The organism is Mycobacterium sp. NGS49 (genome assembly GCF_059812565.1).
In genome coordinates this window covers 1-23,778 of record NZ_JCALCX010000056.1, presented here as the reverse complement: position 1 = coordinate 23,778, position 23,778 = coordinate 1, and the positions used below count along the sequence as shown (strand labels likewise).

The window sequence follows — 23,778 nt, the reverse complement described above, 5'->3', positions numbered from 1 at the left end:
CGGGGGCGGCGACGGTGGCGGCAGCGGGCTGGGCGGTCTTGGTGGTTCGCGCGGATTGCTCTTCGGCCAGGAGGGCGCCAACGCCGGCTCCGGCCCGGGCGGTGCCGGGGGTGCCGGGGGGACCGGCGGCGGGTTCGGCACCGGCGGCAAAGCGGGCGCGGGCACCAGCGGCACCAACGGCCCCGGGGCCGACGGCAAGGCCGGCGGCCCAGGAGCACCCGGCCAACCCGGGTAGCGCAACGGCGTCCGGCGCCATTCGAACGCGGGGGCGCTCGAATACGGTGGCCTGATGACACACGAGGGGGCCCCGCACCCGGGAGGTGGATTCAACCCACCCGAACCCACCGACAAGGGCGGGCCGGACTACCACCGGTTCATTGAGGCGGTGCGCAGGCTGCAGGACCACGCCCGCGCCGTCGACGCTCCTGACGTGATCATCACCGAGGCCGCGGACCGGCTCGAGGCGCTGTCGGCGCTGCTGGCCCCGTACGACGCGGACGAGTGGCAGTCGCCGTCTGGTCGACGGATGGACCTGCCGATGCGGGGCAATGTCCTGACCATCCCGATGAACGCACACAGGACCGAGGACGGCCGCATCGAGGGCTGGGCCCGGTTCGCCCGGTTTCACCTCGGACGCAACGGCGCCGTGCACGGCGGTTCGCTCGGCATGCTGTTCGATACCGTCCTCGGTTTGACGGCGTCGGTGCTCACCGGCAGCCGACGGCAGCGCACCGCCTACCTCAAGATCAACTACCGCAATATCGTGCCGATCGAAAAGCAGTTGAAGTTCGACGCGGGAGTCGACAGCGAGGACGGCCGCAAGATCTTCGTCTCCGGCCGGCTCAGAGACGGGGACACCCTGCTGACCGAGGCCGACGCGCTGTTCGTGCGGCTCAAGCCGGGACAGCCTTGAGCTGCCGCATAGATGAAATGCAATCGCAATAATTTCGTTGACAAACAGTTGCATAAGTGGCGAATATGGACGCAGTGCGTCGGGTAGCGCTTCTTGGTCCCGCTGAGCATCCACTGCCCGCCGTGCTTGGGGCGGCATCGGCAATATCGGCAGTAGAGATAGTGGGTCACGCCCATGACCGCAGTCCCATGCGATGCAGGTCGTCAATCCCGGTCAGTCGGGGGATCGGTGCTCTCCGTGGCGATCGTCGTCCCCGCCTACAACGAGGAGGGCTTCATCGGCAAATGTCTCCAAGCCTGCCTTCGCCAGACGTCTCTTCCGGATGAAATCGTCGTCGTCGACAACAGGTCGACAGACAATACCGAGAATGTGGTACGGCGTTTCCAGGCCGACCATCCGCTCGTCGACATGCGTTTGCTGGCCCAGGACGAATATCAGGGCATCGCGCCCACGCGCAATTGCGGATTCGACAATGTGCGTAGCACCATCATCGGGCGCATCGACGCCGACTCCGTCATTGCGCCCGACTGGGTCGAGACGATTCGCCGTCTCTTCGACAACCCCCATCTGGACGCGGTGACGGGGCCGGCGCGGTATTACGACATGCCTTTGCAGGAAGCGGTTTTCCGCCTCGACCGCGCCATCCGGCACCGACTCCATCGGAACGCGAAGAACCAGCGATTCCTGCTCGGCTCGAATATGGCGGTCCGGGCCTCGGCGTGGCGCGCCGTGCGCCACCTGACTCGACTCGATCCCGAAAATCAACTGCACGAAGATATCGACCTCGCACTGACGTTGTTCATCAACAACTTCGAGGTCGACTACGAACCCACGTTGGTTGCCGGCGTGTCTGGCCGGCGGGTGAGCGACTCACCGCGCGATTTCTATCGCTACGCGACACGCTACCTCCGAACCACCAACGCGCACCGCGTGAGTAGCCGTACGGCGCTGACGACCATTGCGATTCTGCTGTTGGGGTATCTCCCCGCCCATTTGCTGCGCATCTTCTACGACGGCGACAACAATCGCTTCACGCTGGCAAAGTTGCGCGGCGAACGCCCGCACGCGCCGGTGTGTCAGCCACGTGCCGCCCGGGCCGACCACGCCCGCCTGGCCGACCACAAATGGCCGCCGGCCGCCTGACGTAGGCGTCTGCCCACCAGAGCTGTCGCGCTCAACTCATGGGGCTCCGGGCAATGGGCTTGGGCTCGGCTCGGTGGACACCGATAGCATGGTCGCGATCGATTCCGCCATATCCCCGAGCACGCCGAAGTCATGGAGAGCAACCCGATGAGCGCCCCCGCCCAGCCCTTCCGAGCAGCCCCGATCCGGGTTCCTGCCGGGACTACCGCGGCGGCTGCGGTCGGCGAGGCCGGGTTACCCAGGCGAGGCGCCCCCGATGCGATCGTGGTGGTGCGTGACGCCGACGGCAAGCTGCGTGACCTGAGCTGGGTGCCCGAGGCCGACACCGAGGTGACTCCGGTGGCGGCGAACACCGACGACGGGCGCAGCGTGATCCGGCACTCCGCGGCGCACGTGCTGGCCCAGGCCGTGCAAGAGCTGTTCCCGCACGCCAAGCTCGGCATCGGCCCGCCCATCACCGACGGCTTCTACTACGACTTCGACGTCGCCGAACCGTTCACGCCGGAGAATCTCGAGGCGCTGGAAAAGCGGATGCGGCAGATTGTCAAGGAAGGCCAGCTGTTCGACCGGCGGGTCTTCGCGTCCAAGGACGAAGCGCGCGAGGAACTTGCCAACGAACCGTTCAAGCTCGAACTCATCGACGACAAGTCGGGCGACCCGGATGTCATGGAGGTGGGGGGCGACGAGCTCACCGCCTATGACAACCTCAACCCGCGCACCCGCGAACGGGTGTGGGGCGACTTGTGTCGCGGGCCGCACATCCCCACCACCAAGCACATCCCGGCGTTCAAGCTGACCCGCAGCTCGGCGGCGTACTGGCGCGGTGATCAGAACAACGCCAGCCTGCAACGCATCTACGGCACCGCCTGGGAGTCGCAGGAGGCACTCGACCGTCATCTGGAGCTGATCGCCGAGGCGCAACGCCGCGACCACCGCAAGCTGGGCGTCGAACTGGACTTGTTCAGCTTTCCCGACGAAATCGGTTCCGGCCTGGCGGTTTTCCACCCCAAGGGCGGCATCATCCGGCGCGAGCTGGAGGAATACTCCCGGCGCCGGCACGAACAGGCCGACTACGAGTTCGTCAACACCCCGCACATCACCAAGGAACAGCTCTACGTCACGTCGGGCCACCTGGAATGGTACGCCGACGGGATGTACCCGCCGATGCACCTCGACGCCGAGCTCGAACCGGACGGCGCCGTGCGCAAACCGGGTCAGAACTACTACCTCAAGCCGATGAACTGCCCGATGCACCACCTGATCTACCGGTCGCGCGGCCGGTCGTACCGTGAACTGCCGTTGCGGCTCTTCGAGTTCGGCAGCGTCTACCGGTATGAGAAGTCCGGCGTCATCCACGGTCTGACCCGGGTGCGCGGCATGACCCAGGACGACGCCCACATCTACTGCACCCTCGACCAGATGCGCGACGAGCTGACCTCGGTGCTGCGGTTCGTGCTCGATCTGCTGGCCGACTACGGGCTCGACGACTACTACCTGGAACTCTCCACCAAGGACCCGGACAAGTACGTCGGCTCCGACGAGGTGTGGGAGCAGGCCACCGAGATCCTGCGTGAGGTCGGCGAGGCCTCCGGTCTGGACCTGGTCCCCGACCCCGGTGGCGCGGCGTTCTACGGCCCCAAGATCTCGGTGCAGGTCAAGGACGCGCTGGGGCGCAGTTGGCAGATGTCGACCCTGCAGGTCGACTTCACGATGCCGGACCGCTTCCAGCTGGAATACACCGCCGCCGACGGATCCCGGCAGCGTCCGGTGCTGATCCACCGGGCCTTGTTCGGCTCCATCGAGCGGTTCTTCGGCATCTTGACCGAGCACTACGCGGGCGCGTTCCCGGCGTGGCTGGCACCGGTGCAGGTGGTCGGCATCCCGGTGGCCGACGAGCACATCTCCTATCTCGAAGACGTTGCAGCGCAACTCAAATCGCACGGGGTGCGGGTCGCGGTGGACACCAGCGACGACCGGATGGCGAAGAAGATCGTGAACCACACCAACCAGAAGGTGCCGTTCATGCTGCTGGCGGGTGACCGTGACGTGGCGGCCGGTGCGGTGAGTTTCCGATTCGGGGACCGCACCCAGATCAACGGCGTGGCCCGCGACAACGCGGTGGCGGCCATCGTCGACTGGCTCGTCCGCCGCGAGAACGCAACGCCCACAGCCGGTCTGGTGAAAGTTCCGGAGAGCGACCGTGAGTGACCGGGAGGATGAGGACACGATCCGCGACCGCGGCGTCGGCCAGCGCGATCACCTGCAGCGGTTGTGGACTCCGTACCGGATGAATTACCTCGCCGAAGCACCCGCCACCCGCGATGCCCCCGGTCGCGGCGAGCCGTTCACCGACATCCCGCAAATGTCCGACGAAGAAGGCCTGGTGGTCGCTCGCGGCGAACTCGTGTACGCCGTGCTCAACCTGTACCCGTACAACCCGGGTCACCTGATGGTGGTGCCCTACCGGCGGGTGTCGGAGCTCGAAGACCTCAGCGACGCCGAGAGCGCCGAGGTGATGGCGTTCACCCAGAAGGCGATCCGCGTGATCAAGAACGTGTCGCACCCGCACGGCTTCAACGTCGGGATGAACCTGGGCACCTCGGCGGGCGGCTCGCTGGCCGAGCACCTGCACGTGCACGTGGTGCCACGGTGGGGCGGCGACGCGAACTTCATCACCATCGTCGGCGGCTCGAAGGTGATACCTCAGCTGCTGCGCGAGACGCGACGGCTGCTGGCCGACGAGTGGGTCCGGCAATCGTGAGGCACTCATGAGCAAATTGCCATTCCTGTCGCGTGCATTCTTCGCCCGGGCCACCGACCCGGTGGCCAGGGCTGCGTTGAAGATCGGATTGACGCCGGACATCGTCACCGTCATCGGCACCGTCGGTTCGATGGCCGGGGCGTTGACGCTGTTTCCGATGGGCAAGCTGTTCCTGGGCGGCTGCGTGGTCTGGTTCTTCACGCTCTTCGACATGGCCGACGGGGCCATGGCACGCGAGCGTGGCGGCGGTACCCGCTTCGGTTCGGTGCTCGACGCCACCTGCGACCGCGTCAGCGACGGCGCGGTGTTCTGCGGACTGGCGTGGTGGATCGCCTTCCACATGCACGACAAGCCGCTGACCGCAGCGACCCTGATCTGCCTGGTCACCTCGCAGGTGATCTCCTACATCAAGGCGCGTGCCGAAGCCAGCGGACTGCGTGGCGACGGCGGCTTCATCGAGCGGCCGGAGCGGCTGATCATCGTGCTGAGCGGCGCGGGAATCTCGATGGCCTGGCCCCCGGCGCTGCCGATCGGCATGTGGCTGTTGGCCGTGCTGAGCGTGGTCACCTGCGGGCAACGGTTGTATGCGGTGCGAACCTCCCCGGGGGCCGTCGACCGTATCCCCATTCCGGGTAAGGGTGACCAGTGATACCGCCGTCAGTAGGCCTCAAACTGCGCGGCCGGCCGCGCGACCTGTTGACCGGCAGGGCCACCGACTGGGCTTATGCGACCGGCTGGAGAGCGGTGCGGGTGATCCCGGAGTTCGCGGCGCGCAACGCTTTCGAGGCCGGTGCCCGCTACGCGGCACGCAACGGCGGGCCGGAGCAGTTGCGCAAGAACCTGGCGCGCGTGATCGGGGTACGGCCGGCCGCGGTGCCGGATTCGCTGATGCGCGCGTCGCTGGCGTCCTACGCCCGGTACTGGCGGGAAGCGTTCCGGCTGCCGACCATGGATCTGCGCGAGCTGACCCGCCGGCTCGACAGCGGCACCCATGGTCAGGACAATCTCAACGCGGCGCTGGCCGCCGGCCGCGGCGTCGTGCTGGCACTGCCGCACAGCGGCAACTGGGACATGAACGGCGTATGGCTGGCGCAGACCCACCAGACCTTCGCCACCGTGGCCGAACGCCTGAAACCGGAATCGCTGTATCGGCGCTTCATCGAGTACCGCGAAACCTTGGGCTTCGAAGTGATTCCGCATTCCGGTGGCGCCCGGCCGCCCTTCGAGGTGTTGTGCGACCGGCTGCGGGACAACCAGATCGTGGCCCTGATGGCCGAGCGCGACTTGACCCGCACCGGCGTCGAAGTCGACTTCTTCGGCGAACCCACCCGGATGCCCGCCGGGCCGGCCAAGCTCGCGATCGCCACCGGTGCCGCGTTGCTCCCCTCGCACTGCTGGTTCTCCGGCGACGGCTGGGAATGCAACATGCAAGAGCCGCTGGACTGCAGCAGCGGTGACGTGCGCGCCATCACCCAGGCGCTCGCCGACGAGTTCGCGCGAAATATCGCGGCCCATCCCGCAGACTGGCACATGCTGCAACCGCAGTGGCTGGAGGATCTGTCGGACGAACGGCAGGCCTGGTTGAAGGACGGCTGATGCGGATCGGGATGGTCTGCCCCTACTCGTTCGATGTGCCCGGCGGGGTGCAATCGCACGTGTTGCAGCTGGCCGATGTCATGGAGGCGCGGGGACACCAGGTCAGCGTGCTGGCGCCGGTGTCCTCGGAGACCTCCCTGCCCGACTACGTCGTCTCCGCCGGCCGGGCGGTCCCCATTCCCTACAACGGTTCGGTTGCCCGGCTGCGGTTCGGCCCGGTCACCTACCGCAAGGTGAAGAAGTGGCTCGCCGACGGCGATTTCGACGTGCTGCACCTGCATGAGCCGGGCGCCCCGAGCCTGTCACTGCTGGCTCTCGACATCGCCGAGGGCCCCATCGTGGCGACGTTTCACACGTCGACCACCAGGTCGGTGGCGATGTCGGTGCTGGGCGGCATGCTGCGGCCCCGGTTCGAGAAGATCGTCGGCCGGATCGCGGTCTCCGACCTGGCGCGGCGCTGGCAGATGGAGTCGGTGGGGTCGGACGCGGTGGAGATCCCCAACGGCGTCGACGTCGACTCCTTCGCTTCGGCACCCCTGCTGGAGGGATACCCCCGGCCGGGTAAGACGGTGTTGTTCCTGGGGCGATACGACGAGCCGCGCAAGGGCGTCGCGACGCTGCTGGCCGCCATGCCCGTCTTGCTGCAGCGGTTTCCCGATCTGCAGCTGCTGATCGTGGGCCGCGGCGACGAAGACGAATTACGAAGTCAGGCAACTGAATTCGTCGATCATCTGACGTTTCTGGGCCAGGTGGACGATGCGGGCAAGGCCTCGGCGATGCGCAGCGCGGACGTGTACTGCGCACCCAACACCGGCGGTGAGAGTTTCGGCATCGTGCTGGTGGAAGCGATGGCCGCCGGCACCGCGGTGGTGGCCAGCGACCTGGACGCCTTCCGGCGGGTACTGCAGGACGGCGAGCTGGGGGCGCTGGTCCCGGTTGAAGACGGCGATGCGCTGGCCCAGGCGTTGATCTCGGTGCTGGAGGACGACGCGCTGCGCCGGCGTTACGTCGCCGCCGGCAGTGAGGCGGTACACCGCTATGACTGGTCGGTGGTGGCCAGCCAGATCATGCGGGTCTACGAGACGGTCGCCGGGGCGGGCGTCAAGGTTCAGGTGGCCAGCTGATGGAGTGGCTGCTGGGGGCCGTCGTCGCAGTGCTGTTCCTGGTCCTGGTGGTCTTCGCCGCCTGGGGATATCAGCGGGCAAATCGGCTGGACCGGCTCAACGTCCGTTACGACCTGTCCTGGCAGGCACTGGACAGCGCGCTGGCGCGGCGCGCGGTGGTGGCCCGTGCCATCGCCATCGACGCCTATGGCGGCTCACCCGAGGGCGACCGGTTGGCGGCGCTGGCCGATGCTGCCGAGCGCGCGCCGCGCAGCGCGCGCGAGACCGCCGAAAACGAGCTGTCCGCCGCCTTGGCGCTGGTCGACCCGGCGTCGGTGCCGGCGGCGCTGGTGGCCGAGTTGGCCGATGCGGAGGCGCGGGTGTTGCTGGCGCGCCGGTTCCACAACGATGCGGTGAGCGACACCCTGGTGCTGGCCGAGCGGCGCATGGTGCGGTTGTTCCATCTGGGCGGCAGGGCGCCGCTGCCCACCTACTTCGAGATCGCCGAGCGGCCGCACGCGCAGCGACACACCGGCGACAAGCTCAACCACCGAACCTCGGCGCGGGTGGTGCTGCTCGACGAAAACGGGGCGGTGCTGTTGTTGTGTGGCTCGGATCCCGCCGTCGCCCATGCGCCCCGGTGGTGGTTCACCGTCGGCGGCGAGGTCGGGTCGGGCGAGCGGTTGGCCGAAGCCGCCGCCCGCGAGTTGGCCGAGGAAACCGGCTTACACGTGGCGCCGCCGGATCTGATCGGTCCGGTCTGGCGGCGCGACGAGGTTTTCGAGTTCAACGGGGGAATGATCGACAGCGAGGAGTTCTACCTCGTCTATCGCACCCGGCGGTTTGAGCCGGCGCCGGACGGGCGAAGCGCGCTGGAGCGCAGCTACATTCACGGCGCCCGCTGGTGCGACGCCGACGATATCGAAGAACTGGTCGCGGCCGGTGAGGTGGTGTATCCGCGACAACTCGGGGAGCTGTTGCCGGTGGCCAACCGGCTGGCTGACTCGGCCGCGCGCGATGCCGTTGTCCTGCAGTCGATCCGCTGAGTCACCTGAGTTCACTGTGCTCGCCCGCCGAGACTGCGGTAGCGGCGTGGGTCGAGCAATTTGCTGCGATCTGTGCGCAGTATCGGCGCCACGGGTTCAGTCTCGGTGCGCCAGCAAGGGCCGCGGGTCACGGTAGGCGGGCCGGCAAGCCCAATCCGCCAAGTGCGTCGCTGAGTCCCTGCACCGCACCCTGCTGCAGCTGCGCGGCCACCACAGCCGGATCGAACTGCGGGATCAGGCCGAACGGTGTCGGCACATCCTGGTAGGCGCTGCGGTCGTAGCCCAGCTCGATGAGCACCCGCAGGTCCGGCTGGATCAGGTCGGCCAGGGGGTTTCCCACGACCGGGACGGCGCGCAGCGGATTGAGCAGCGGCAGATCGTGGGTCGGAATCAGAATGTAGGTGGTCAGGCTGTCGGGGGACACCGGCTGGACGATGCCGGACGCGAACTGGGCCGCCGACAGCGAATACGAGGGGTGCAGGTAGGCGAAGCCGGCCAGCGCGTTGGCCGTGGCCAACAGGTTGAGCGGATACCGCGGGAAGTCGGCGGCGCCGTCGTACTGGACGGCGTAGTCGACGGTGGGATAGACGTCGGCCGGTGTTGCGCCGTTGAACGTGAAGCCCGGCAACGACAAGCCGGGGAATCGCGCCAGGAGGCCGCCGTCGGGTCGGTTGGGGTTGGCGATCAACACGAAGGACAACTCGTCGGTCGCCGGACGCAACGCGGCCGGCAAGGACCGCAGATAGCGCATTTCCAGCGTCGCCACCGTGGCGCTCTGGGAAACGCCGAAGACGACGGTGTCTTTCCCCGCTGCATGCAGGTCCATGATCGCGGTATTGAGTCGCTGCATTCCCTCGGCGAGCGAGGCATCGAACGTCAGGCTGGTGGGCCCGGTGATGGGGAACATCTTGGACGGCGTCACCAGGAACTGCGCAGCATAGGACGGATGAGTGAGGCTGATGAAGCTGTCAGCCAGCGGCTGGAAGCCCGGCCAGGGTAACGGACTCAATCCGGTACCGCCCATGAGCAACGCCGTCTTGGCCGGCACACCGCCACCTACCTGGCTCAGCTCGATGAGTGTCAGGCCGACGTTGCCGTCGCCGGGCAGTCCGTAGCCGACGAGCCGGTGGCCGATATTGGCGAAGCCGATGTTCCCGTTGCCCTTGTTCTGCACGCCGATGTTGCCGTCGCCGTTGTTGCTCAGGCCGATGTTGCCGTTGCCGACGTTGCCGAAGCCGATGTTGTTGGCGCCCTGGTTACCCGAGCCCAGGTCGAAGGTGCCGTTGGCCCAGTCGATGCTGAGCCCCGGCAGCCCGGTGGCGGCATAGGCGCCGGCCAGCCGGGCGGCCACCGACGACGCTTCGGCGTGATAACCCGCCATGACGGCCACGTCTTGGGCCCACATCTGCTCGTACGCAGCCTCGGCGGCGGCGATTGCCGGCGCGTTCTGCCCGAACAGGTTGGCCGCCAGCAACGACACCACGCCGGACCGGTTTGCGGCGACCAGCGCCGGGTGCACGATGGCGGTCTGCGCCGACTCGAAGGCAATCGCTGCCGCTCGCGCCTGCGCGCCCGTCCGGCCGGCCTGCGTCGCTGCCCTGGTCAACCACGTCACATACGGCACCGCGGCCTGCGTCATCGCCAGCATCGCCGGACCCTGCCAGGCGGCGTCGGCCAATCCCGAGGTGACCGCCGTGAACGAATGCGCGGCGGTGTCCAGCTCGGCGGCCAAGGCGTCCCAGGAGGCCGCCGCGGACAGCAACGGGCACAGGCCCGCACCGGCGAAGAGGCGCGCCGAGTTGAGTTCCGGCGGCAGAACGGCGAAATTCATCGCGCGACTCCCGAGCTCGCTGACCGACAACGCGGAGCTTAGAGCACGTTGGGCGCGACGCTGAGGTTTCGGCGAAACCATGCAGTCACAGCGGCGGCAAAATCCGTTCGTCGGCCACCTTTAGACTGGTGGTCACTTCCCGAAATTCAAGGAGAGTTGTGGACCACAGCGCCAGCCAGCCGAATGGCGCCCAGCACGGGCCCGCCCAGACCGGAACGGCCCGCGTGAAGCGCGGCATGGCCGAGATGCTCAAGGGCGGCGTCATCATGGACGTTGTCACACCCGAGCAGGCCCGTATCGCCGAGGGCGCGGGCGCCGTCGCGGTCATGGCGCTGGAACGGGTGCCCGCCGATATCCGCGCCCAGGGCGGTGTGTCGCGGATGAGCGACCCCGACATGATCGAGGGCATCATCGAGGCGGTGACGATCCCGGTCATGGCCAAGGCCCGCATCGGGCACTTCGTGGAGGCGCAGATCCTGCAGAGCCTCGGGGTGGACTACATCGACGAGTCCGAGGTGCTCACGCCGGCCGACTATGCCCACCACATCGACAAGTGGAAATTCACCGTGCCGTTCGTGTGCGGAGCCACCAATCTCGGTGAGGCGCTGCGGCGTATCGCCGAGGGCGCGGCGATGATTCGCTCCAAAGGCGAGGCCGGCACCGGCGACGTTTCCAACGCCACCACGCACATGCGCGCAATCGGCGGCGAAATCCGGCGGCTCACGTCGTTGTCGGAGGACGAATTGTTCGTTGCCGCAAAGGACTTGCAGGCGCCCTACGACCTCGTCGTCGAGGTCGCCCGGGCCGGCAAGCTGCCGGTCACGCTGTTCACCGCCGGCGGTATCGCAACCCCCGCCGACGCCGCGATGATGATGCAACTCGGGGCCGAGGGCGTGTTTGTCGGGTCCGGCATCTTCAAGGCCGGCGACCCCGCGCAACGCGCCGCGGCGATCGTCAAGGCCACCACCTTCTACGACGACCCCGACGTGCTGGCAAAGGTGTCCCGCGGGCTCGGCGAGGCGATGGTCGGCATCAACGTCGAGGAGATCGCCCAGCCGCATCGACTGGCGCAACGCGGCTGGTGACAGGCGGCTGGTAAGAACATTCCGTGGCGATCGAAGAGATCCTCGATCTCGAGCAACTCGAGGTCAACATCTACCGCGGCAGCGTCTTCAGTCCCGAATCCGGCTTCTTGCAGCGCACGTTCGGCGGGCATGTGGCCGGCCAGTCGCTGGTGTCGGCGGTGCGCACGGTAGACCCGCGCTACCAGGTGCATTCGCTGCACGGGTACTTCCTGCGGCCCGGCGATGCCAAGGAGCCCACCGTTTTCATCGTGGAGCGCACCCGCGACGGCGGGTCGTTCGCCACCAGGCGAGTGAACGCCATCCAGCATGGCGAGATCATCTTCAGCATGGGGGCGTCCTTCCAGGTCGACCAGGAAGGCATCAACCACCAGGACGCCATGCCCGCGGCCCCACCGCCGGACGGGCTGCCCGGCCTGTCCTCGGTCAAGGTGTTCGATGACGCCGGGTTCAAGCAGTTCGAGGAGTGGGACGTCTGCATCGTGCCGCGCGACCGGCTGAAACTGCTGCCCGGTAAGGCGTCCCAGCAGCAGGTGTGGTTCCGGCACCGCGACCCGCTGCCCGACGACCCGGTGCTGCACATCTGCGCGCTGGCTTACATGAGCGACCTCACCTTGCTCGGCTCGGCGCAGGTCACCCATCTGCAGGAACGAGAGCATCTGCAGGTGTCGTCGTTGGACCACGCGATGTGGTTCATGCGGACATTCCGCGCGGACGAATGGCTGCTCTACGACCAGTCCTCGCCGTCGGCGAGCGGGGGCCGGTCGCTGTGCCAGGGCAAGATCTTCAACCAGAGCGGCGAAATGGTCGCAGCGGTGATGCAGGAGGGCCTGACCCGCTTCAAGCGCGAGTACCGGCCGACGGCGCAGTGAATGCGCCGCTGGTCGGCGTGCTGGCGCTACAGGGCGACACCCGCGAGCACCTGGCCGCCCTGCGCGAGGCAGGCGCCGAGGCGATCACGGTGCGCCGCCGCGCCGAACTGGACGCGGTGGACGGGCTGGTGATACCCGGTGGCGAGTCCACCGCAATGAGCCACCTGCTGCGCGACTTCGACCTGCTCGAGCCGCTGCGGGCGCGGCTGTCCGACGGGCTGCCCGCCTACGGCGCTTGTGCCGGCATGATCCTGCTGGCCAGCGAGATCTTGGACGCGGGCGCCGCGGGCCGCGCGGCGCTGCCGCTGGGTGGAATCGATATGACGGTGCGGCGCAACGCCTTTGGGCGCCAGGTCGATTCGTTTGAGGGCGACATCGCGTTCGAAGGTCTGGACGGTACGGTGCGTGCGGTGTTCATCCGGGCGCCGTGGGTGGAGCGGGTCGGCGCGGGCGTGCAGGTGCTGGCCCAGGCCGCCGGACACGCCGTGGCGGTGCGCCAGGGCGCCGTGTTGGCGACGGCGTTCCACCCGGAGGTGACCGGCGACCGGCGGGTGCACAAGATGTTCGTCGACATGGTGAGCGGGCGTTAGCTCGGCGTATGTGAGCGTCCACGTAGACTCGCGAGGCGAACTTTTTCAGCGAAAGAGGTACCAGACACCGATGAGCGGCCATTCCAAGTGGGCCACCACCAAGCACCAGAAGGCCGTCAAGGACGCCCGCCGCGGCAAGGAGTTTGCCCGGCTGATCAAGAACATCGAGGTCGCCGCCCGTACCGGCGGTGGCGACCCAGCGGGCAACCCGACGCTGTACGACGCCATCCAGAAGGCGAAGAAAACCTCGGTGCCCAACGACAACATCGAGCGGGCGCGCAAGCGCGGGGCCGGTGAAGAGGCGGGCGGCGCCGACTACCAGACCATCATGTACGAGGGTTATGGACCCAATGGGGTAGCGGTGCTGGTCGAGTGCCTGACCGACAACCGCAACCGCGCCGCCAGCGAGGTGCGGGTGGCGATGACACGCAACGGCGGCACCATGGCCGATCCCGGTTCGGTCTCGTACCTGTTCTCGCGCAAGGGCACCGTCACCCTGGAGAAGAACGGCCTCACCGAGGACGACGTACTGACCGCGGTGCTGGATGCCGGCGCGGAGGACGTCAACGATCTCGGCGACACCTTCGAGGTCATCTCAGAGCCGACCGACCTGGTGGCGGTCAGAACCGCCCTGCAGGAAGCCGGGATCGACTACGAGTCCGCCGAGGCGAGCTTTCAGCCTTCGGTGAGCGTCCCGGTCGACGTCGAGGGTGCCCGCAAGGTGTTCAAGCTGGTCGACGCCCTGGAAGACAGCGACGACGTGCAGAACGTGTGGACCAACGTGGACCTGTCCGACGAGGTGCTGGCCGCTCTCGACGAGGACTGACGTTGCGACGACCGGCCGCGGGCGTCGGCTGATTCAGTCGTACCCGCGCCGCATATCGTCGACGATTCGCGGATTGTCCAGCGTCGACGGCTCCATCGGTCGCGGCCGTACGTCCTCGGAGAACACCGTCGCGGCGTCGAGCACCCGCTGGTCGAGAAATCGCAGCGGCGGCACCGAACGCGGCAGGGTCGCCGCCGGCGCGGCTTCGCCCCGGCGGGCCAGGACGAAACCCCAGTCGCCGAAGGTCGGCACGTAGACGTGGTACGGGGTGACGGCATAGCCGCCGGAACGGATCGTCGACACGGTGCGCCAGAACGCCGTGCGCGTCGAGAACGGGCTGCCCGCCTGCACCACCACCAGTCCGCCGGGCGACAGCACCCGGTCCACCAGCGCATAGAACTCGGTGGAGTACAGCCGTCCCAGCACGGGCGTGTCCGGATCGGGCAGATCGACGATCACCGCGTCGAAACGGTCGCCCCGGCCGGCTCGCAGCCAGTTCATCGCGTCGTCGATCACCACCTGCACGCGCGGGTTGTCCAGGGCACCGCCATTGGCGTCGCGCATCGTGGTGCGGGCCAACTCGATGACCGCCGGGTCCAGCTCCACCTGGACGATCCGCTGCACGCCCGGCTGGCGTAGCAGTTCGCGCGCCGCGAGTCCGTCGCCGCCGCCGAGCACCAGCACCGAACGGGCACCATCACCCAGTGCCGGGTAGACCAGACTTTCGGTGTAGCGGTATTCGTCCCGGGTGGAGAACTGCAGGTCGCCGTCGAGGTACAGACGCGTGTCGTTATCGCGCCTGGTGACCACGATTTCCTGATACGCCGAGTGCCGGTGGTCGATGATCGGGTCGGCATACAACTGCTGTCTGCTGCTCACCTCGATGTCCTGGGCGCGCACCAGCAGCGTCACCAGCAGCGCCAGCGCCGCGGCCAGTGCTGCCAGCGCGGCCGCCAATTGGCGCGGCGAGATCACCCGCCGAAGCAGGAACACCGACACGATCGCCGCGGCCACCAGATTGACGATGCCGGTCGCGGCGGCGCCGCGGATCATGCCCAGGTGCGGGAGCAGGAGGAACGGCCACGCCAGCCCGCCCAGCAGTGCGCCCAGGTAGTCGGCCGCGTTCAGATTGGCCAGCGTGCGACCGGTGTCGGTAGCCATGTCGGGGGCAGCCGGCGCCCGTCCGCGCTGCAGCAGTGTCATCAACAGCGGCACCTCGGCGCCGACCAGGCACCCGATCAGCGCCGTGCTGACCGTCAGCACCAGCGTCGACCCGTCGACGACCGCGAACGCCACGTACAGCGCCGCCGCCGAGAGCCCGCCGACGATGCCCAACAGCACCTCCACCGCGATGAAGGTGACCGCGGCGCGCGCCAGCAACGGTTTGATCAGCAGGGCACCCAGACCCAGCGCGGCGATATACCCCGCCACGATCAGCGATGTCGCCACGATGCTGCCGCCGTTGAGGCTGGTCGACAGCGTCAGCATCGCGAGTTCATAGACGATCCCGCAGGCCGCGCAGGCCGCTACCGCGGCCAGCAGCAGGGCGCGCCACCGAGTGGACGACAAGACCGGCTCGACGGTCTCGGTGGTGGTCATGACAACGCGGCCGCGGTGACCCCTCCGACTGCCAGCAGCATGGCTGCCGTCGCAAACGCCGCCGGATGCAGCTCCGCCTGCTCGACGTGCTCGTGGAAGTTGCCGGGGACCGCGATGCGCAGGATGACCAGTGCCAGGCCTTGCAGGACAACGCCGATTCCGCCGTAGACCGCCACCCCGAGCAGGCCCTCGCCGAGCTGGTTGGAGCTGCTGAAGATGGCGGCGATGATCACGGTGCCCAGCGACGCGTACATCGCGGTGGCCAGGACGGCTGCGTTGGGGCGGCGTTCGATGAACACCAGCTGGCGCAGATTGCCGGGGGTCAGTACGTCGACCATCAGGAATCCGGCCATCAGCACGGCGATGCCGACCAGGAAGTACAGCACGGTCGCGACGGCTCCATGCAGGATCGGGGTGAGGCTGACGGTGCCGAACTCGACCGCACTGAATGACATGGCAGTTCTCCTTTGAATACCTACTTGGCCCCGCCCGGGCCACCGGGCCGGCCCCCCGAGCCGCCCGATGGCGACCCGGGGGTGAATCCGGGACCGAGGAAGACATAGGAGCCGTGGCTGTAGCCGGCGCTCAATCCCTCCACTCGAATGGTGCACGGACGGTTCCCGTCCGGGCCGACAACGACGATGTAGCGGCTGTAGCGCAGATATTCGCCGCCGCCGCTGGAGGCGCGGGCGGACGGCGACTTGTAGTGGGACAGGGCGTCAGCCACCTGTTTGGGCGACCCCGAGCAGACGTAGCGTTTGGCGTTCGCGTCGTGGGCGTACTCCTGGAAGTGGCCGGCGACATAGGAGCCGATGTCCCGATTCACCAGCACCAGTCCTACGCCCAGGCAAGCACTGCCCGCGACGGCCAACCCGAAAGCGATCAGCAGCAACCGGTTGCGGCTCACGGATGCCACCTACTGGCGGTGTAGACCACCGTCCCGCCCGGGCCGGTGGGATAGAGGTGCCAGGTCTGCCACTGCCAGCCGTCGCCGTCGGGCTCGGCGGCCAGTGCGGTGAGCGCGGCCTCGTCGCCCGGGAACACGCCGCCCAGCCAGCCGGGTTCGTGCGCGCACCGGTGGCGAAGTTCGCGGGCGAGCGCGCGGAAAGCGACTTCGTCGTGCGCCGCGCTGCGCGATTCGAGGTGATAACCCGGCGCGTCCGAGCGGGCCGGCAGGTCGTCGCCGCCGGCGCACGAAACCTGTTCGGAGAACTGGCTGCCCGGGTGCTCAACGGTGATGACGTGCGAGGCGCCCAGCACACCGAGCAGCAGGGCCCCGCCCGTCGGGTGCGCCAGGCGATAACTGGCCAACGGCACCGGTGCCGCCGCATTGATCGCCAAAGCCAGTCGCGCCCCGGACACGTCGGCCGGTGCGACCCTCAGCTGGTGAAGCGGCACCGGTATTACGCCGCGGGCGCGGGATAGACGGTGAGTTCACCGGACAGCATGGTCTTGCCGGTCGAGATCTCCCACGGCATTTCCGGTGACCAGCGCTCGAACGACAGGAGGGCGGACCCGTCGTCGGCGGCATAGTCAACGTAGTCCATCTCACCGCCCGCGGGCAGCCCCGTCGTGCCCTCGCAGGTGTAGCCGGCGTGACCCCGTTCGGTCTCGCGGTAGGTCACCCCGTCCACCGTGTGCGGGCCGCCGGGCTGCAACTCCAGGTCGGTGCGCTTGAACCACATGGCCAGCTCGAGGCGCCCCTCGTCCTCTTCCACGCTGAACCAGATCGGCTGGTCGCCCCCCTCGAGCAGGTGCTCCCACCACACGAACGGACCTTCGCGGAAGGTGACCGACCCGCGGACCACGTAATCGGTGCCGCCATGACTGACGATCGCCCCCGGCCCCAGCTGGCGGGGCCCGAACTCGTGCTGCGCATTGAAGGCGAGCGGGTCCTGGCGGCCGGTGGGCTTCTGGGTCTTGGGCGCTTTCTTCAGGGCGTACACGAGAACCAGGATGGACGCGATGAACAGCGCCACCGCGATCACGATCAGTTGTGCTCCCACCTCACCCCTTCGGTAGTGACTCCTTCCGCAGTGCGCATAACGTAACTCACCCGGCGCAAGGCGTGTCCCTCACCGGTGATGTCGCATTCGGCGGTTACGCTATCGAACAGCTGTTCGGAACTTCCGCTGACGACAACGTGGGGAGCTGCGGTGCGGGTGATGGGCGTCGATCCCGGGTTGACGCGGTGCGGTCTGTCGCTGGTGGAGAGCGGGCGCGGCCGCCAGATCACCGCGCTGGACGTCGACGTGGTGCGCACCCCCTCGGATGAACCGCTGCACCGGCGGTTGCTGGCCATCAGCGACGCCGTCGATCACTGGCTGGACACTCACCACCCCGACGTGCTGGCCATCGAGCGGGTGTTCTCCCAGTTGAATGTCAGCACGGTGATGGGCACGGCGCAGGCCGGCGGGGTGATCGCGCTGGCGGCCGCGAAGCGCGGCATCGACGTGCACTTCCACACCCCCAGCGAGGTCAAGGCGGCGGTGACCGGCAACGGGGCCGCCGATAAGGCTCAGGTCACCGCGATGGTCACCAGAATCCTGGCGCTGCAGGCCAAACCCACACCGGCCGACGCGGCCGACGCGCTGGCGCTGGCCATCTGCCATTGCTGGCGGGCACCGACGCTGGCCAGGATGGCGGCGGCGCAGGCACAGGCGGCGCAACAGCGGGACAGGTATCTGGCCAAGTTGAAGGCCGCCCGATGATCGCCTCGGTGCGCGGCGAGGTGGTGGAGGTGGCGCTCGATCACGCGGTGATCGAGGCGGCCGGAGTCGGGTACCGGGTGAACGCGACGCCCGCGACGCTGGCCACGCTGCGCTGCGGCGCCGAGGCGAGGCTGATCACCGCGATGATCGTGCGGGAAGATTCGATGACGCTGTACGGCTTCTGCGAAACCGAGACCCGCGACCTGTTTCAGACGCTGCTGTCGGTCTCCGGTGTCGGGCCGCGGTTGGCGATGGCGACGTTGGCCGTGCACGATGCGGCGGCGCTGCGGCAGGCGCTGGCCGACGGCGACGTCGCCGCGCTCACCCGGGTGCCCGGGATCGGCAAACGCAGCGCCGAACGGATGGTGCTGGAATTGCGGGACAAGGTGGGTGTGGTCGCCGGGACCGGCGCGGCGCCGGCGGTCAACGGTCGCGCCGTCCGGGGGCCGGTGGTGGAAGCCCTGGTGGGACTGGGTTTCGCGGTCAAACAGGCCGAGGAAGCCACCGATCGGGTGCTGGCCTCTGACCATGACGCGTCCACGTCGACCGCGCTGCGGGCCGCCTTGTCGCTCCTGGGTAAGGCCAGATGAGCGACGATTTCGACGAGCGGGACGTGTCGCCGGCGCTGGCGGTCGGAGAGGGCGACATCGACGGCAGCCTGCGGCCGCGCTCGCTGCGGGAGTTCATCGGGCAGGCGCGGGTACGCGAGCAGCTGCAGCTGGTCATCGAGGGGGCCAAGAACCGCGGCGGCACCCCTGATCACATCCTGCTTTCCGGGCCACCGGGACTCGGCAAGACGTCGCTGGCGATGATCATCGCGGCCGAGCTGGGGTCCCCGCTGCGGGTGACGTCCGGACCGGCCCTGGAACGCGCCGGCGACCTTGCGGCGATGCTGTCCAACCTGGTCGAGCACGACGTGCTGTTCATCGACGAGATCCATCGCATCGCCCGGCCCGCCGAGGAGATGCTGTATTTGGCGATGGAGGACTTCCGGGTAGACGTGGTGGTCGGCAAAGGCCCCGGTGCGACGTCGATTCCGCTTGAGGTCGCACCCTTCACGCTGGTCGGGGCGACCACCCGGTCCGGCGCGCTGACCGGCCCGCTGCGCGACCGGTTCGGGTTCACCGCTCACATGGACTTCTACGAGCCGGCCGAACTGGAGCGGGTGCTGGCCCGGTCGGCGGGCATTCTGGGGATCGAGCTGGGCGCCGACGCGGGGGCGGAGATCGCGCGCCGTTCACGCGGTACACCGCGAATCGCCAACCGGCTGTTGCGCCGGGTGCGTGACTTCGCTGAGGTGCGCGCCGACGGCATCATCACCCGCGACGTCGCCAAGTCCGCGCTGGAGGTCTACGACGTCGACGAGCTGGGGTTGGACCGGCTCGACCGCGCGGTGTTGTCGGCGCTGACCCGCAGCTTCGGCGGTGGTCCGGTGGGCGTCTCGACGCTGGCGGTTGCGGTCGGGGAAGAGGCTGCGACCGTGGAAGAGGTGTGCGAGCCTTTCCTGGTGCGCGCCGGGATGGTCGCCCGCACGCCGCGCGGCCGGGTGGCCACGGCGCTGGCCTGGACGCATCTGGGGATGACGCCACCGGCCGGGGTTTCGCAGCCCGGGTTGTTCGACTAGGAGGACTGCAATGGTCGCCGCCGCTCTGATGTTCGCCGCGCTGGCCGCAGTCCTGCACGTCTACATCTTCACGATGGAGTCGTTGACGTGGACCTCCAAGCGCACCCGTGCCACGTTCGGCACCACGGCCGAGGAAGCCGAGACCACCAAGCTGTTGGCGTTCAACCAGGGGTTCTACAACCTGTTTCTGGCCATCGTGGCCGGAATCGGAATCGCGGCGATACTGGCCGGCCACCGCGACGTCGGGGCGGCGCTGGTACTTGCCGGCGTCGGATCGATGGCGGCGGCCGCGGTAGTGCTAATGATCTCGGCACGGGACAAGGCGCGGGCTGCGGTGACGCAAGGGCTGTTCCCGGCGATCGCCGTTGCGCTGCTCCTCGTCGGCTTGCTGACGTAGCGCCTCTGCCGTTTCCTTCAACGTGGCTCACGGCGACGATCAGGCGATGTTTGCTTTAACGCCGTGGTGTTCGGGTACCCGGATCGGTACCTAACGAGGGAGATGTCATGAGAACCGTCAAGGACCGCCCCGCCCGGGGACGCATCCCACGCTCACGTGGCGCCGTGATCGGACTGCTGCTGGTGATCTTGGGCGCCTGGGGAGCGCTGATCCCGTTCATCGGCCCGAACTTCGACTTCGCCTACACGCCCGGCCAGGCGTGGACCGCCGCGCGCGGCTGGCTGGAGGTACTGCCCGGTGTAGCCACCGCAGTCGGCGGCCTGCTGGTCCTGGTCTCGCGCAACCGGGGAAGTGCGCTGCTCGGCGGTTGGCTGGCCGCCCTCGGCGGGGCGTGGTTCGTCGTCGGTCGCGTCGTGGCACCGCTGGTGAACGTCGGGTCGGTCGGCGACCCGGTGGCTGCCACCGAACGTAAGCGTGCCGTGCTGGAGATCGCCTACTTCTCCGGCCTGGGCGTCCTGATCGCCTTCCTCGCCGGAGCCGCGCTGGCTCGCATGGCGTTCCGGCTGGCACGCGACGTCCGGCCAGTCGAACCCGTTGCACGTCCGGTGGGGCAGACGGCCGAGCCGCAGTACACCGGCTTGGTAGAACCGGAACACGGGGTGGCGACGGACGCTCTGACCACCCCGCGGGACCAACTCGCACCCGCCAACGGGACCGAACGGCGGCGCGGCGGTCTGTTCCGGCGCCACCGCACGCCAGTCTCGCACCCGTAATAGCATCCACGGCGACAACCCCGAGGGTAAGGGTGATTGCGGGGATTAACTGGACTGGCCCCCAGCCCCGCCGCCCAAGTCGTTGAAGATTAACTTAAACGCCGAGCCACCGAAGCCACCCTCGCCGGCGGTGGTGCCGCCATCACCTCCCCGTGCATCTGAGACGCCGCCGCCGCCCGCACCGCCCGCGGTGCCAGCCGCGCCCGCGACACCGTTCTGAGCCGAGTTGGGGGTGCTGATCGACGCAAGCCCACCTTGGCCACCACCGCCGCCGGTACTGCCCGGGGCCCCGGCGCCGCCCAACCCGCCCGTGCCGAGATTGCCTACGTCGAGGGCGAGGCTGAAACCGCCAGCGCCACCGTTTCCGGCGGTGCCGCCCGCGCCCCCAGACGCGCCGCCGCCTCCTCCGCCTCCCCCAAATGCTGTTCCGGCCGCGATGCCGCCGCCCGCGCCCCCCCCGCCGCCGCCGCCGCCCCTGCCGCCTGTCGCTCCTGCGGCGACGCCGCCTCCTCCTCCACCACCGCCGATGCCCCCGGCGGCGGCGGTGCCGGTGGCGGGTTGGAGCGTTGCGCCACCCGTACCGCCCGTGCCACCAAAGCCGCCTTGACCGCCGATGGCCCCGCCGCCTCCGCTGGCGCCTCCTTGACCGCCCGCACCCCCGCCGCCGCCACCCCCACCGAGGCCAATGTCCACGGGGCTGATCGTGGTCTGTCCGCCGGTGCCGCCGGTGCCGCCGGTGCCGCCTTGTCCACCTTGGCCGCCTATGGTTCCGCCACTGCCCGGGGCACCGCCGGCACCGCCGATGCCGCCAATGCCGCCCTGGCCGCCGCCTGCGCTCCTGGCAAAGAGGCTGGTCCCGTCGTTGGTCCCGCTCCCGCCGCCGGCGCCGCCGGTGCCGCCGGTGCCGCCGGTGCCGCCTTGGCCGCCAGTGCCGCCGCCGACGCCATTGATGCCGGCCCCGCCAGTGCCGCCGATACCGCCCGCCCCGCCGGCACCGCCCTGGTTACCTGGGGTGGGGTCGCTGCCATTGAGGCCGTCGGCGCCGGTTGCACCAGCCCCGCCGTTGCCGCCGTGACCGCCGGTGCCGCCGGTGCCGTTGGCGCCGGCCGCCCCGCCGTCACTGCGGGCACCCGCGGCACCTGCGTCGCCGCCGGTGCCGCCCTGACCGCCCGGTCCGCCTTTGCCGCCGCCGTTGCCTCCGGTGCCGCCTTGGCCGCCATTGCCGCCGTCCCCGGCTTGGCCGCCGCCGATGCCGTTGATGCCGGCGCCGCCGGTGCCGCCGGTGCCGCCGGTTCCTCCTTGGCCGCCTTGGCTACCTAAAGTCGGGACGAGCGAGCCGCTGACGCCGTTGCCGCCGTTGCCGCCGTTGCCGCCGCGACCGCCGGTGCCGCCGGTGCCGTTGGCCCCTGCCGCCCCGCCGTCGACGCGGGTGCCGGCCGCACCGGCGGTGCCGCCGGTGCCGCCCTGGCCACCCTGGGCGCCGATGCCGCCGCCGAAGGCCCCCGTGCTGGTGGTGCCGGTGTTGTTGCCGCCATTGCCACCGCCGCCGCCGCCGCCTCCGGTGCCGCCGTCGCCGGCCTGACCACCTCCGAATCCGCCGATTCCGGCGCCGCCGGCGCCGCCGGTGCCCCCGCTGCCACCCTGACCGCCCTGGAACCCTGCGGTTGGGGCGGTCGGGTCGGACGTACCGTTTTGGCCGGTGGCGCCGCCTCCGCCGTTGCCGCCGTGGCCGCCGGTGCCGCCGGTCCCGGTGGCGCCGGCTGCGCCGCCGTCGATGCTGGTGCCGGCTTTGCCGGCGGTGCCGCCGGTGCCGCCCTGGCCGCCTTGGGCGCCTTGGCCGCCGCCGGTGTCGCCGGTGGTGGTGGTGCCGGTGTTGTTGCCGCCGTTGCCTCCGGTGCCGCCGTGGCCGCCGTTGCCGCCGTCACCGGCTTGGCCGCCGCCGATGCCGTTGATGCCGGCGCCGCCGTTGCCTCCGGTGCCTCCGGTGCCGCCTTGGCCGCCTTGGAAGCCCGCTACCGGGGCGGTGGGGTCGGGATTGCCGTTTTGGCCGGTGGCGCCGTCGCCGCCGTTGCCGCCGTTGCCTCCGGTGCCGCCGGTTCCGGTGGCGCCGGCTGCGCCGCCGTCGACGCCGCTGCCACCAGCGCCGGCGGTGCCGCCGGTGCCGCCCTGGCCGCCTTGGGCGCCTTTGCCGCCGCCGGTGTCGCCGGTGGTGGTGGTGCCGGTGTTGTTGCCGCCATTGCCGCCGCCGCCGCCGTCACCACCGGTGCCGCCCTGACCACCGGCGCCGCCGTGCAGTCCACCGATGCCGGCGCCGCCGGTGCCGCCCTGGCCACCGGTGCCGCCGTTGCGGCCGGTGTCGCCCGGCAACGGGTTCGTGTCTGATTTCCCGATCCCGCCGGCATCGCCCTGACCGCCGGTCCCGCCGGTGCCGCCAACTCCGCCGGTGCCTGCGCCACCAGCACGTCCTGAGGGTCCGAAGTATCCGCCGGATCCTGCGGCGCCACCCGTCCCCGCGGAACCGCCGTTGCCGCCGGTGCCGCCGTTGCCGCCATCGGCGTCGAATCCGACGCCGGTGCCGCCGGTCCCGCCCTGGCCGCCCGCTCCGCCGATGCCGCCGGTTCCACCGGCCCCACCTGCGCTCATCAGCCCATAGCTGGCTCCGCCATCTCCGCCGACGCCGCCGGCTCCACCGGCGTACCCGATGCCGCCGTTGCCTCCCAGCGGTCCCGCTCCTGCGGTCCCGGTGGCGCCGATGGCACCGGCCCCACCGGCCCCGCCGGTGCCACCCGCGCCGGCGCCTCCACCGATCAGGGCCCGCCCGGCGCCTCCCGTGCCGCCGGTTCCGCCGGTCCCGCCGACACCGGCCACGCCGGCTCCGCCGGCACCTCCGGCGCCCCCGGCTCCGCCGAAT

General features: G+C 69.5%; 24 protein-coding genes and 1 pseudogene. 18 read left to right on the top strand and 7 right to left on the bottom strand.

Annotation, left to right across the window (positions count from 1 at the left end):
• From AC5Y7D_RS29525 to AC5Y7D_RS29485, 9 genes and pseudogenes are all read left to right on the top strand, one after another.
• Positions 1-235 (top strand): annotated as a pseudogene (locus AC5Y7D_RS29525) (hypothetical protein); the annotation flags it as partial.
• Between the two features lie 54 nt (positions 236-289).
• Positions 290-913 carry a PaaI family thioesterase gene (locus AC5Y7D_RS29520; protein ID WP_499929589.1) on the top strand — a complete coding sequence of 208 codons (624 nt, stop codon included), beginning with the start codon at positions 290-292 and terminating at the stop codon, positions 911-913.
• 237 nt (positions 914-1,150) lie between these two features.
• Positions 1,151-2,056 carry a glycosyltransferase family 2 protein gene (locus tag AC5Y7D_RS29515; RefSeq protein WP_499929588.1) on the top strand — a complete coding sequence of 302 codons (906 nt, stop codon included), beginning with the start codon at positions 1,151-1,153 and terminating at the stop codon, positions 2,054-2,056.
• Between the two features lie 147 nt (positions 2,057-2,203).
• Entirely contained in the window at positions 2,204-4,264 is a 2,061-nt protein-coding gene (thrS, locus tag AC5Y7D_RS29510) for a threonine--tRNA ligase (RefSeq protein ID WP_499929587.1), read from the top strand.
• On the top strand, positions 4,257-4,817 hold the full coding sequence (locus AC5Y7D_RS29505; protein WP_499929586.1) for an ATP adenylyltransferase: 561 nt from the start codon (positions 4,257-4,259) through the stop codon (positions 4,815-4,817). Before thrS ends, AC5Y7D_RS29505 begins: the two co-directional genes overlap by 8 nt.
• Positions 4,818-4,824: 7 nt before the next feature.
• Positions 4,825-5,466 carry a phosphatidylinositol phosphate synthase gene (gene pgsA / locus AC5Y7D_RS29500; protein WP_499929585.1) on the top strand — a complete coding sequence of 214 codons (642 nt, stop codon included), beginning with the start codon at positions 4,825-4,827 and terminating at the stop codon, positions 5,464-5,466.
• Entirely contained in the window at positions 5,463-6,413 is a 951-nt protein-coding gene (locus AC5Y7D_RS29495; protein WP_499929583.1) for a phosphatidylinositol mannoside acyltransferase, read from the top strand. Before pgsA ends, AC5Y7D_RS29495 begins: the two co-directional genes overlap by 4 nt.
• Complete coding sequence (locus AC5Y7D_RS29490; protein ID WP_499929582.1) at positions 6,413-7,537, top strand: glycosyltransferase family 4 protein; 1,125 nt, start codon at positions 6,413-6,415, stop codon at positions 7,535-7,537. Before AC5Y7D_RS29495 ends, AC5Y7D_RS29490 begins: the two co-directional genes overlap by 1 nt.
• Positions 7,537-8,562, top strand: a complete 1,026-nt coding sequence (locus tag AC5Y7D_RS29485) for an NUDIX hydrolase (RefSeq protein WP_499929581.1) — start codon at positions 7,537-7,539, stop codon at positions 8,560-8,562. The genes AC5Y7D_RS29490 and AC5Y7D_RS29485 overlap by 1 nt, the downstream gene beginning before the upstream one ends.
• A 127-nt stretch (positions 8,563-8,689) precedes the next feature.
• On the opposite strand, the gene AC5Y7D_RS29480 is transcribed toward AC5Y7D_RS29485, so the two are convergent.
• Positions 8,690-10,393, bottom strand: a complete 1,704-nt coding sequence (locus tag AC5Y7D_RS29480) for a PE-PPE domain-containing protein (protein WP_499929580.1) — start codon at positions 10,391-10,393, stop codon at positions 8,690-8,692.
• Positions 10,394-10,551: 158 nt separating this feature from the next.
• On the opposite strand from AC5Y7D_RS29480, the gene pdxS reads away from it, so the two are divergent.
• The 4 genes from pdxS (at position 10,552) to AC5Y7D_RS29460 (ending at position 13,763) form a co-directional block, all read left to right on the top strand.
• On the top strand, positions 10,552-11,478 hold the full coding sequence (pdxS, locus tag AC5Y7D_RS29475; RefSeq protein ID WP_499929579.1) for a pyridoxal 5'-phosphate synthase lyase subunit PdxS: 927 nt from the start codon (positions 10,552-10,554) through the stop codon (positions 11,476-11,478).
• Between the two features lie 23 nt (positions 11,479-11,501).
• The gene (tesB, locus tag AC5Y7D_RS29470; RefSeq protein WP_499929578.1) at positions 11,502-12,347 is read left to right on the top strand and encodes an acyl-CoA thioesterase II; all 846 of its coding nucleotides are present in this window, start codon (positions 11,502-11,504) and stop codon (positions 12,345-12,347) included.
• Positions 12,344-12,937, top strand: a complete 594-nt coding sequence (gene pdxT, locus AC5Y7D_RS29465) for a pyridoxal 5'-phosphate synthase glutaminase subunit PdxT (protein WP_499929577.1) — start codon at positions 12,344-12,346, stop codon at positions 12,935-12,937. Before tesB ends, pdxT begins: the two co-directional genes overlap by 4 nt.
• A 70-nt stretch (positions 12,938-13,007) precedes the next feature.
• A complete protein-coding gene (locus AC5Y7D_RS29460; RefSeq protein WP_499929576.1) occupies positions 13,008-13,763 on the top strand; it encodes a YebC/PmpR family DNA-binding transcriptional regulator in 756 nt (251 codons plus the stop codon).
• A 33-nt stretch (positions 13,764-13,796) separates the two neighbouring features.
• Here the strand turns inward: AC5Y7D_RS29460 and AC5Y7D_RS29455 are convergent, their stop codons facing one another.
• The 5 genes from AC5Y7D_RS29455 to AC5Y7D_RS29435 are packed head-to-tail and all read right to left on the bottom strand — an operon-like array spanning position 13,797 to position 17,368.
• Entirely contained in the window at positions 13,797-15,362 is a 1,566-nt protein-coding gene (locus AC5Y7D_RS29455) for a polyamine aminopropyltransferase (RefSeq protein ID WP_499929575.1), read from the bottom strand.
• Entirely contained in the window at positions 15,359-15,817 is a 459-nt protein-coding gene (locus AC5Y7D_RS29450; RefSeq protein WP_499929574.1) for a DUF350 domain-containing protein, read from the bottom strand. The genes AC5Y7D_RS29455 and AC5Y7D_RS29450 overlap by 4 nt, the downstream gene beginning before the upstream one ends.
• 20 nt (positions 15,818-15,837) lie before the next feature.
• The gene (locus AC5Y7D_RS29445; protein WP_499929573.1) at positions 15,838-16,269 is read right to left on the bottom strand and encodes a DUF4247 domain-containing protein; all 432 of its coding nucleotides are present in this window, start codon (positions 16,267-16,269) and stop codon (positions 15,838-15,840) included.
• Complete coding sequence (locus AC5Y7D_RS29440; RefSeq protein WP_499929572.1) at positions 16,266-16,760, bottom strand: DUF2617 family protein; 495 nt, start codon at positions 16,758-16,760, stop codon at positions 16,266-16,268. The genes AC5Y7D_RS29445 and AC5Y7D_RS29440 overlap by 4 nt, the downstream gene beginning before the upstream one ends.
• A 5-nt stretch (positions 16,761-16,765) precedes the next feature.
• Positions 16,766-17,368, bottom strand: a complete 603-nt coding sequence (locus tag AC5Y7D_RS29435) for a DUF4178 domain-containing protein (RefSeq protein ID WP_499929571.1) — start codon at positions 17,366-17,368, stop codon at positions 16,766-16,768.
• Positions 17,369-17,518: 150 nt separating this feature from the next.
• Here AC5Y7D_RS29435 and ruvC point away from each other — a divergent pair, with 150 nt between their 5' ends.
• From ruvC to AC5Y7D_RS29410, 5 genes are all read left to right on the top strand, one after another.
• A complete protein-coding gene (ruvC, locus tag AC5Y7D_RS29430) occupies positions 17,519-18,073 on the top strand; it encodes a crossover junction endodeoxyribonuclease RuvC (RefSeq protein WP_499929570.1) in 555 nt (184 codons plus the stop codon).
• Positions 18,070-18,663, top strand: a complete 594-nt coding sequence (gene ruvA / locus AC5Y7D_RS29425) for a Holliday junction branch migration protein RuvA (protein ID WP_499929569.1) — start codon at positions 18,070-18,072, stop codon at positions 18,661-18,663. The genes ruvC and ruvA overlap by 4 nt, the downstream gene beginning before the upstream one ends.
• A complete protein-coding gene (gene ruvB, locus AC5Y7D_RS29420; protein ID WP_499929568.1) occupies positions 18,660-19,697 on the top strand; it encodes a Holliday junction branch migration DNA helicase RuvB in 1,038 nt (345 codons plus the stop codon). The genes ruvA and ruvB overlap by 4 nt, the downstream gene beginning before the upstream one ends.
• 10 nt (positions 19,698-19,707) lie before the next feature.
• The gene (locus tag AC5Y7D_RS29415) at positions 19,708-20,094 is read left to right on the top strand and encodes a DUF1304 domain-containing protein (RefSeq protein ID WP_499929567.1); all 387 of its coding nucleotides are present in this window, start codon (positions 19,708-19,710) and stop codon (positions 20,092-20,094) included.
• A gap of 107 nt (positions 20,095-20,201) precedes the next feature.
• Positions 20,202-20,867 carry a hypothetical protein gene (locus AC5Y7D_RS29410; RefSeq protein WP_499929566.1) on the top strand — a complete coding sequence of 222 codons (666 nt, stop codon included), beginning with the start codon at positions 20,202-20,204 and terminating at the stop codon, positions 20,865-20,867.
• 45 nt (positions 20,868-20,912) lie between these two features.
• On the opposite strand, the gene AC5Y7D_RS29405 is transcribed toward AC5Y7D_RS29410, so the two are convergent.
• Positions 20,913-23,778 (bottom strand): PE family protein (locus tag AC5Y7D_RS29405; RefSeq protein WP_499929565.1); only part of this gene is annotated, 2,866 nt, incomplete at its 5' end.

Bases quoted from the DNA above. Each gene is read 5' to 3' on its own strand.
- AC5Y7D_RS29520 (WP_499929589.1), top strand. From the start codon at position 290: ATGACACACGAGGGGGCCCCGCACCCGGGAGGTGGATTCAACCCACCC.
- thrS (WP_499929587.1), top strand. From the start codon at position 2,204: ATGAGCGCCCCCGCCCAGCCCTTCCGAGCAGCCCCGATCCGGGTTCCT.
- pgsA (WP_499929585.1), top strand. From the start codon at position 4,825: ATGAGCAAATTGCCATTCCTGTCGCGTGCATTCTTCGCCCGGGCCACC.
- AC5Y7D_RS29490 (WP_499929582.1), top strand. From the start codon at position 6,413: ATGCGGATCGGGATGGTCTGCCCCTACTCGTTCGATGTGCCCGGCGGG.
- AC5Y7D_RS29485 (WP_499929581.1), top strand. From the start codon at position 7,537: ATGGAGTGGCTGCTGGGGGCCGTCGTCGCAGTGCTGTTCCTGGTCCTG.
- AC5Y7D_RS29480 (WP_499929580.1), bottom strand. From the start codon at position 10,393: ATGAATTTCGCCGTTCTGCCGCCGGAACTCAACTCGGCGCGCCTCTTC.
- AC5Y7D_RS29460 (WP_499929576.1), top strand. From the start codon at position 13,008: ATGAGCGGCCATTCCAAGTGGGCCACCACCAAGCACCAGAAGGCCGTC.
- AC5Y7D_RS29455 (WP_499929575.1), bottom strand. From the start codon at position 15,362: ATGACCACCACCGAGACCGTCGAGCCGGTCTTGTCGTCCACTCGGTGG.
- AC5Y7D_RS29450 (WP_499929574.1), bottom strand. From the start codon at position 15,817: ATGTCATTCAGTGCGGTCGAGTTCGGCACCGTCAGCCTCACCCCGATC.
- ruvA (WP_499929569.1), top strand. From the start codon at position 18,070: ATGATCGCCTCGGTGCGCGGCGAGGTGGTGGAGGTGGCGCTCGATCAC.
- ruvB (WP_499929568.1), top strand. From the start codon at position 18,660: ATGAGCGACGATTTCGACGAGCGGGACGTGTCGCCGGCGCTGGCGGTC.
- AC5Y7D_RS29415 (WP_499929567.1), top strand. From the start codon at position 19,708: ATGGTCGCCGCCGCTCTGATGTTCGCCGCGCTGGCCGCAGTCCTGCAC.
- AC5Y7D_RS29410 (WP_499929566.1), top strand. From the start codon at position 20,202: ATGAGAACCGTCAAGGACCGCCCCGCCCGGGGACGCATCCCACGCTCA.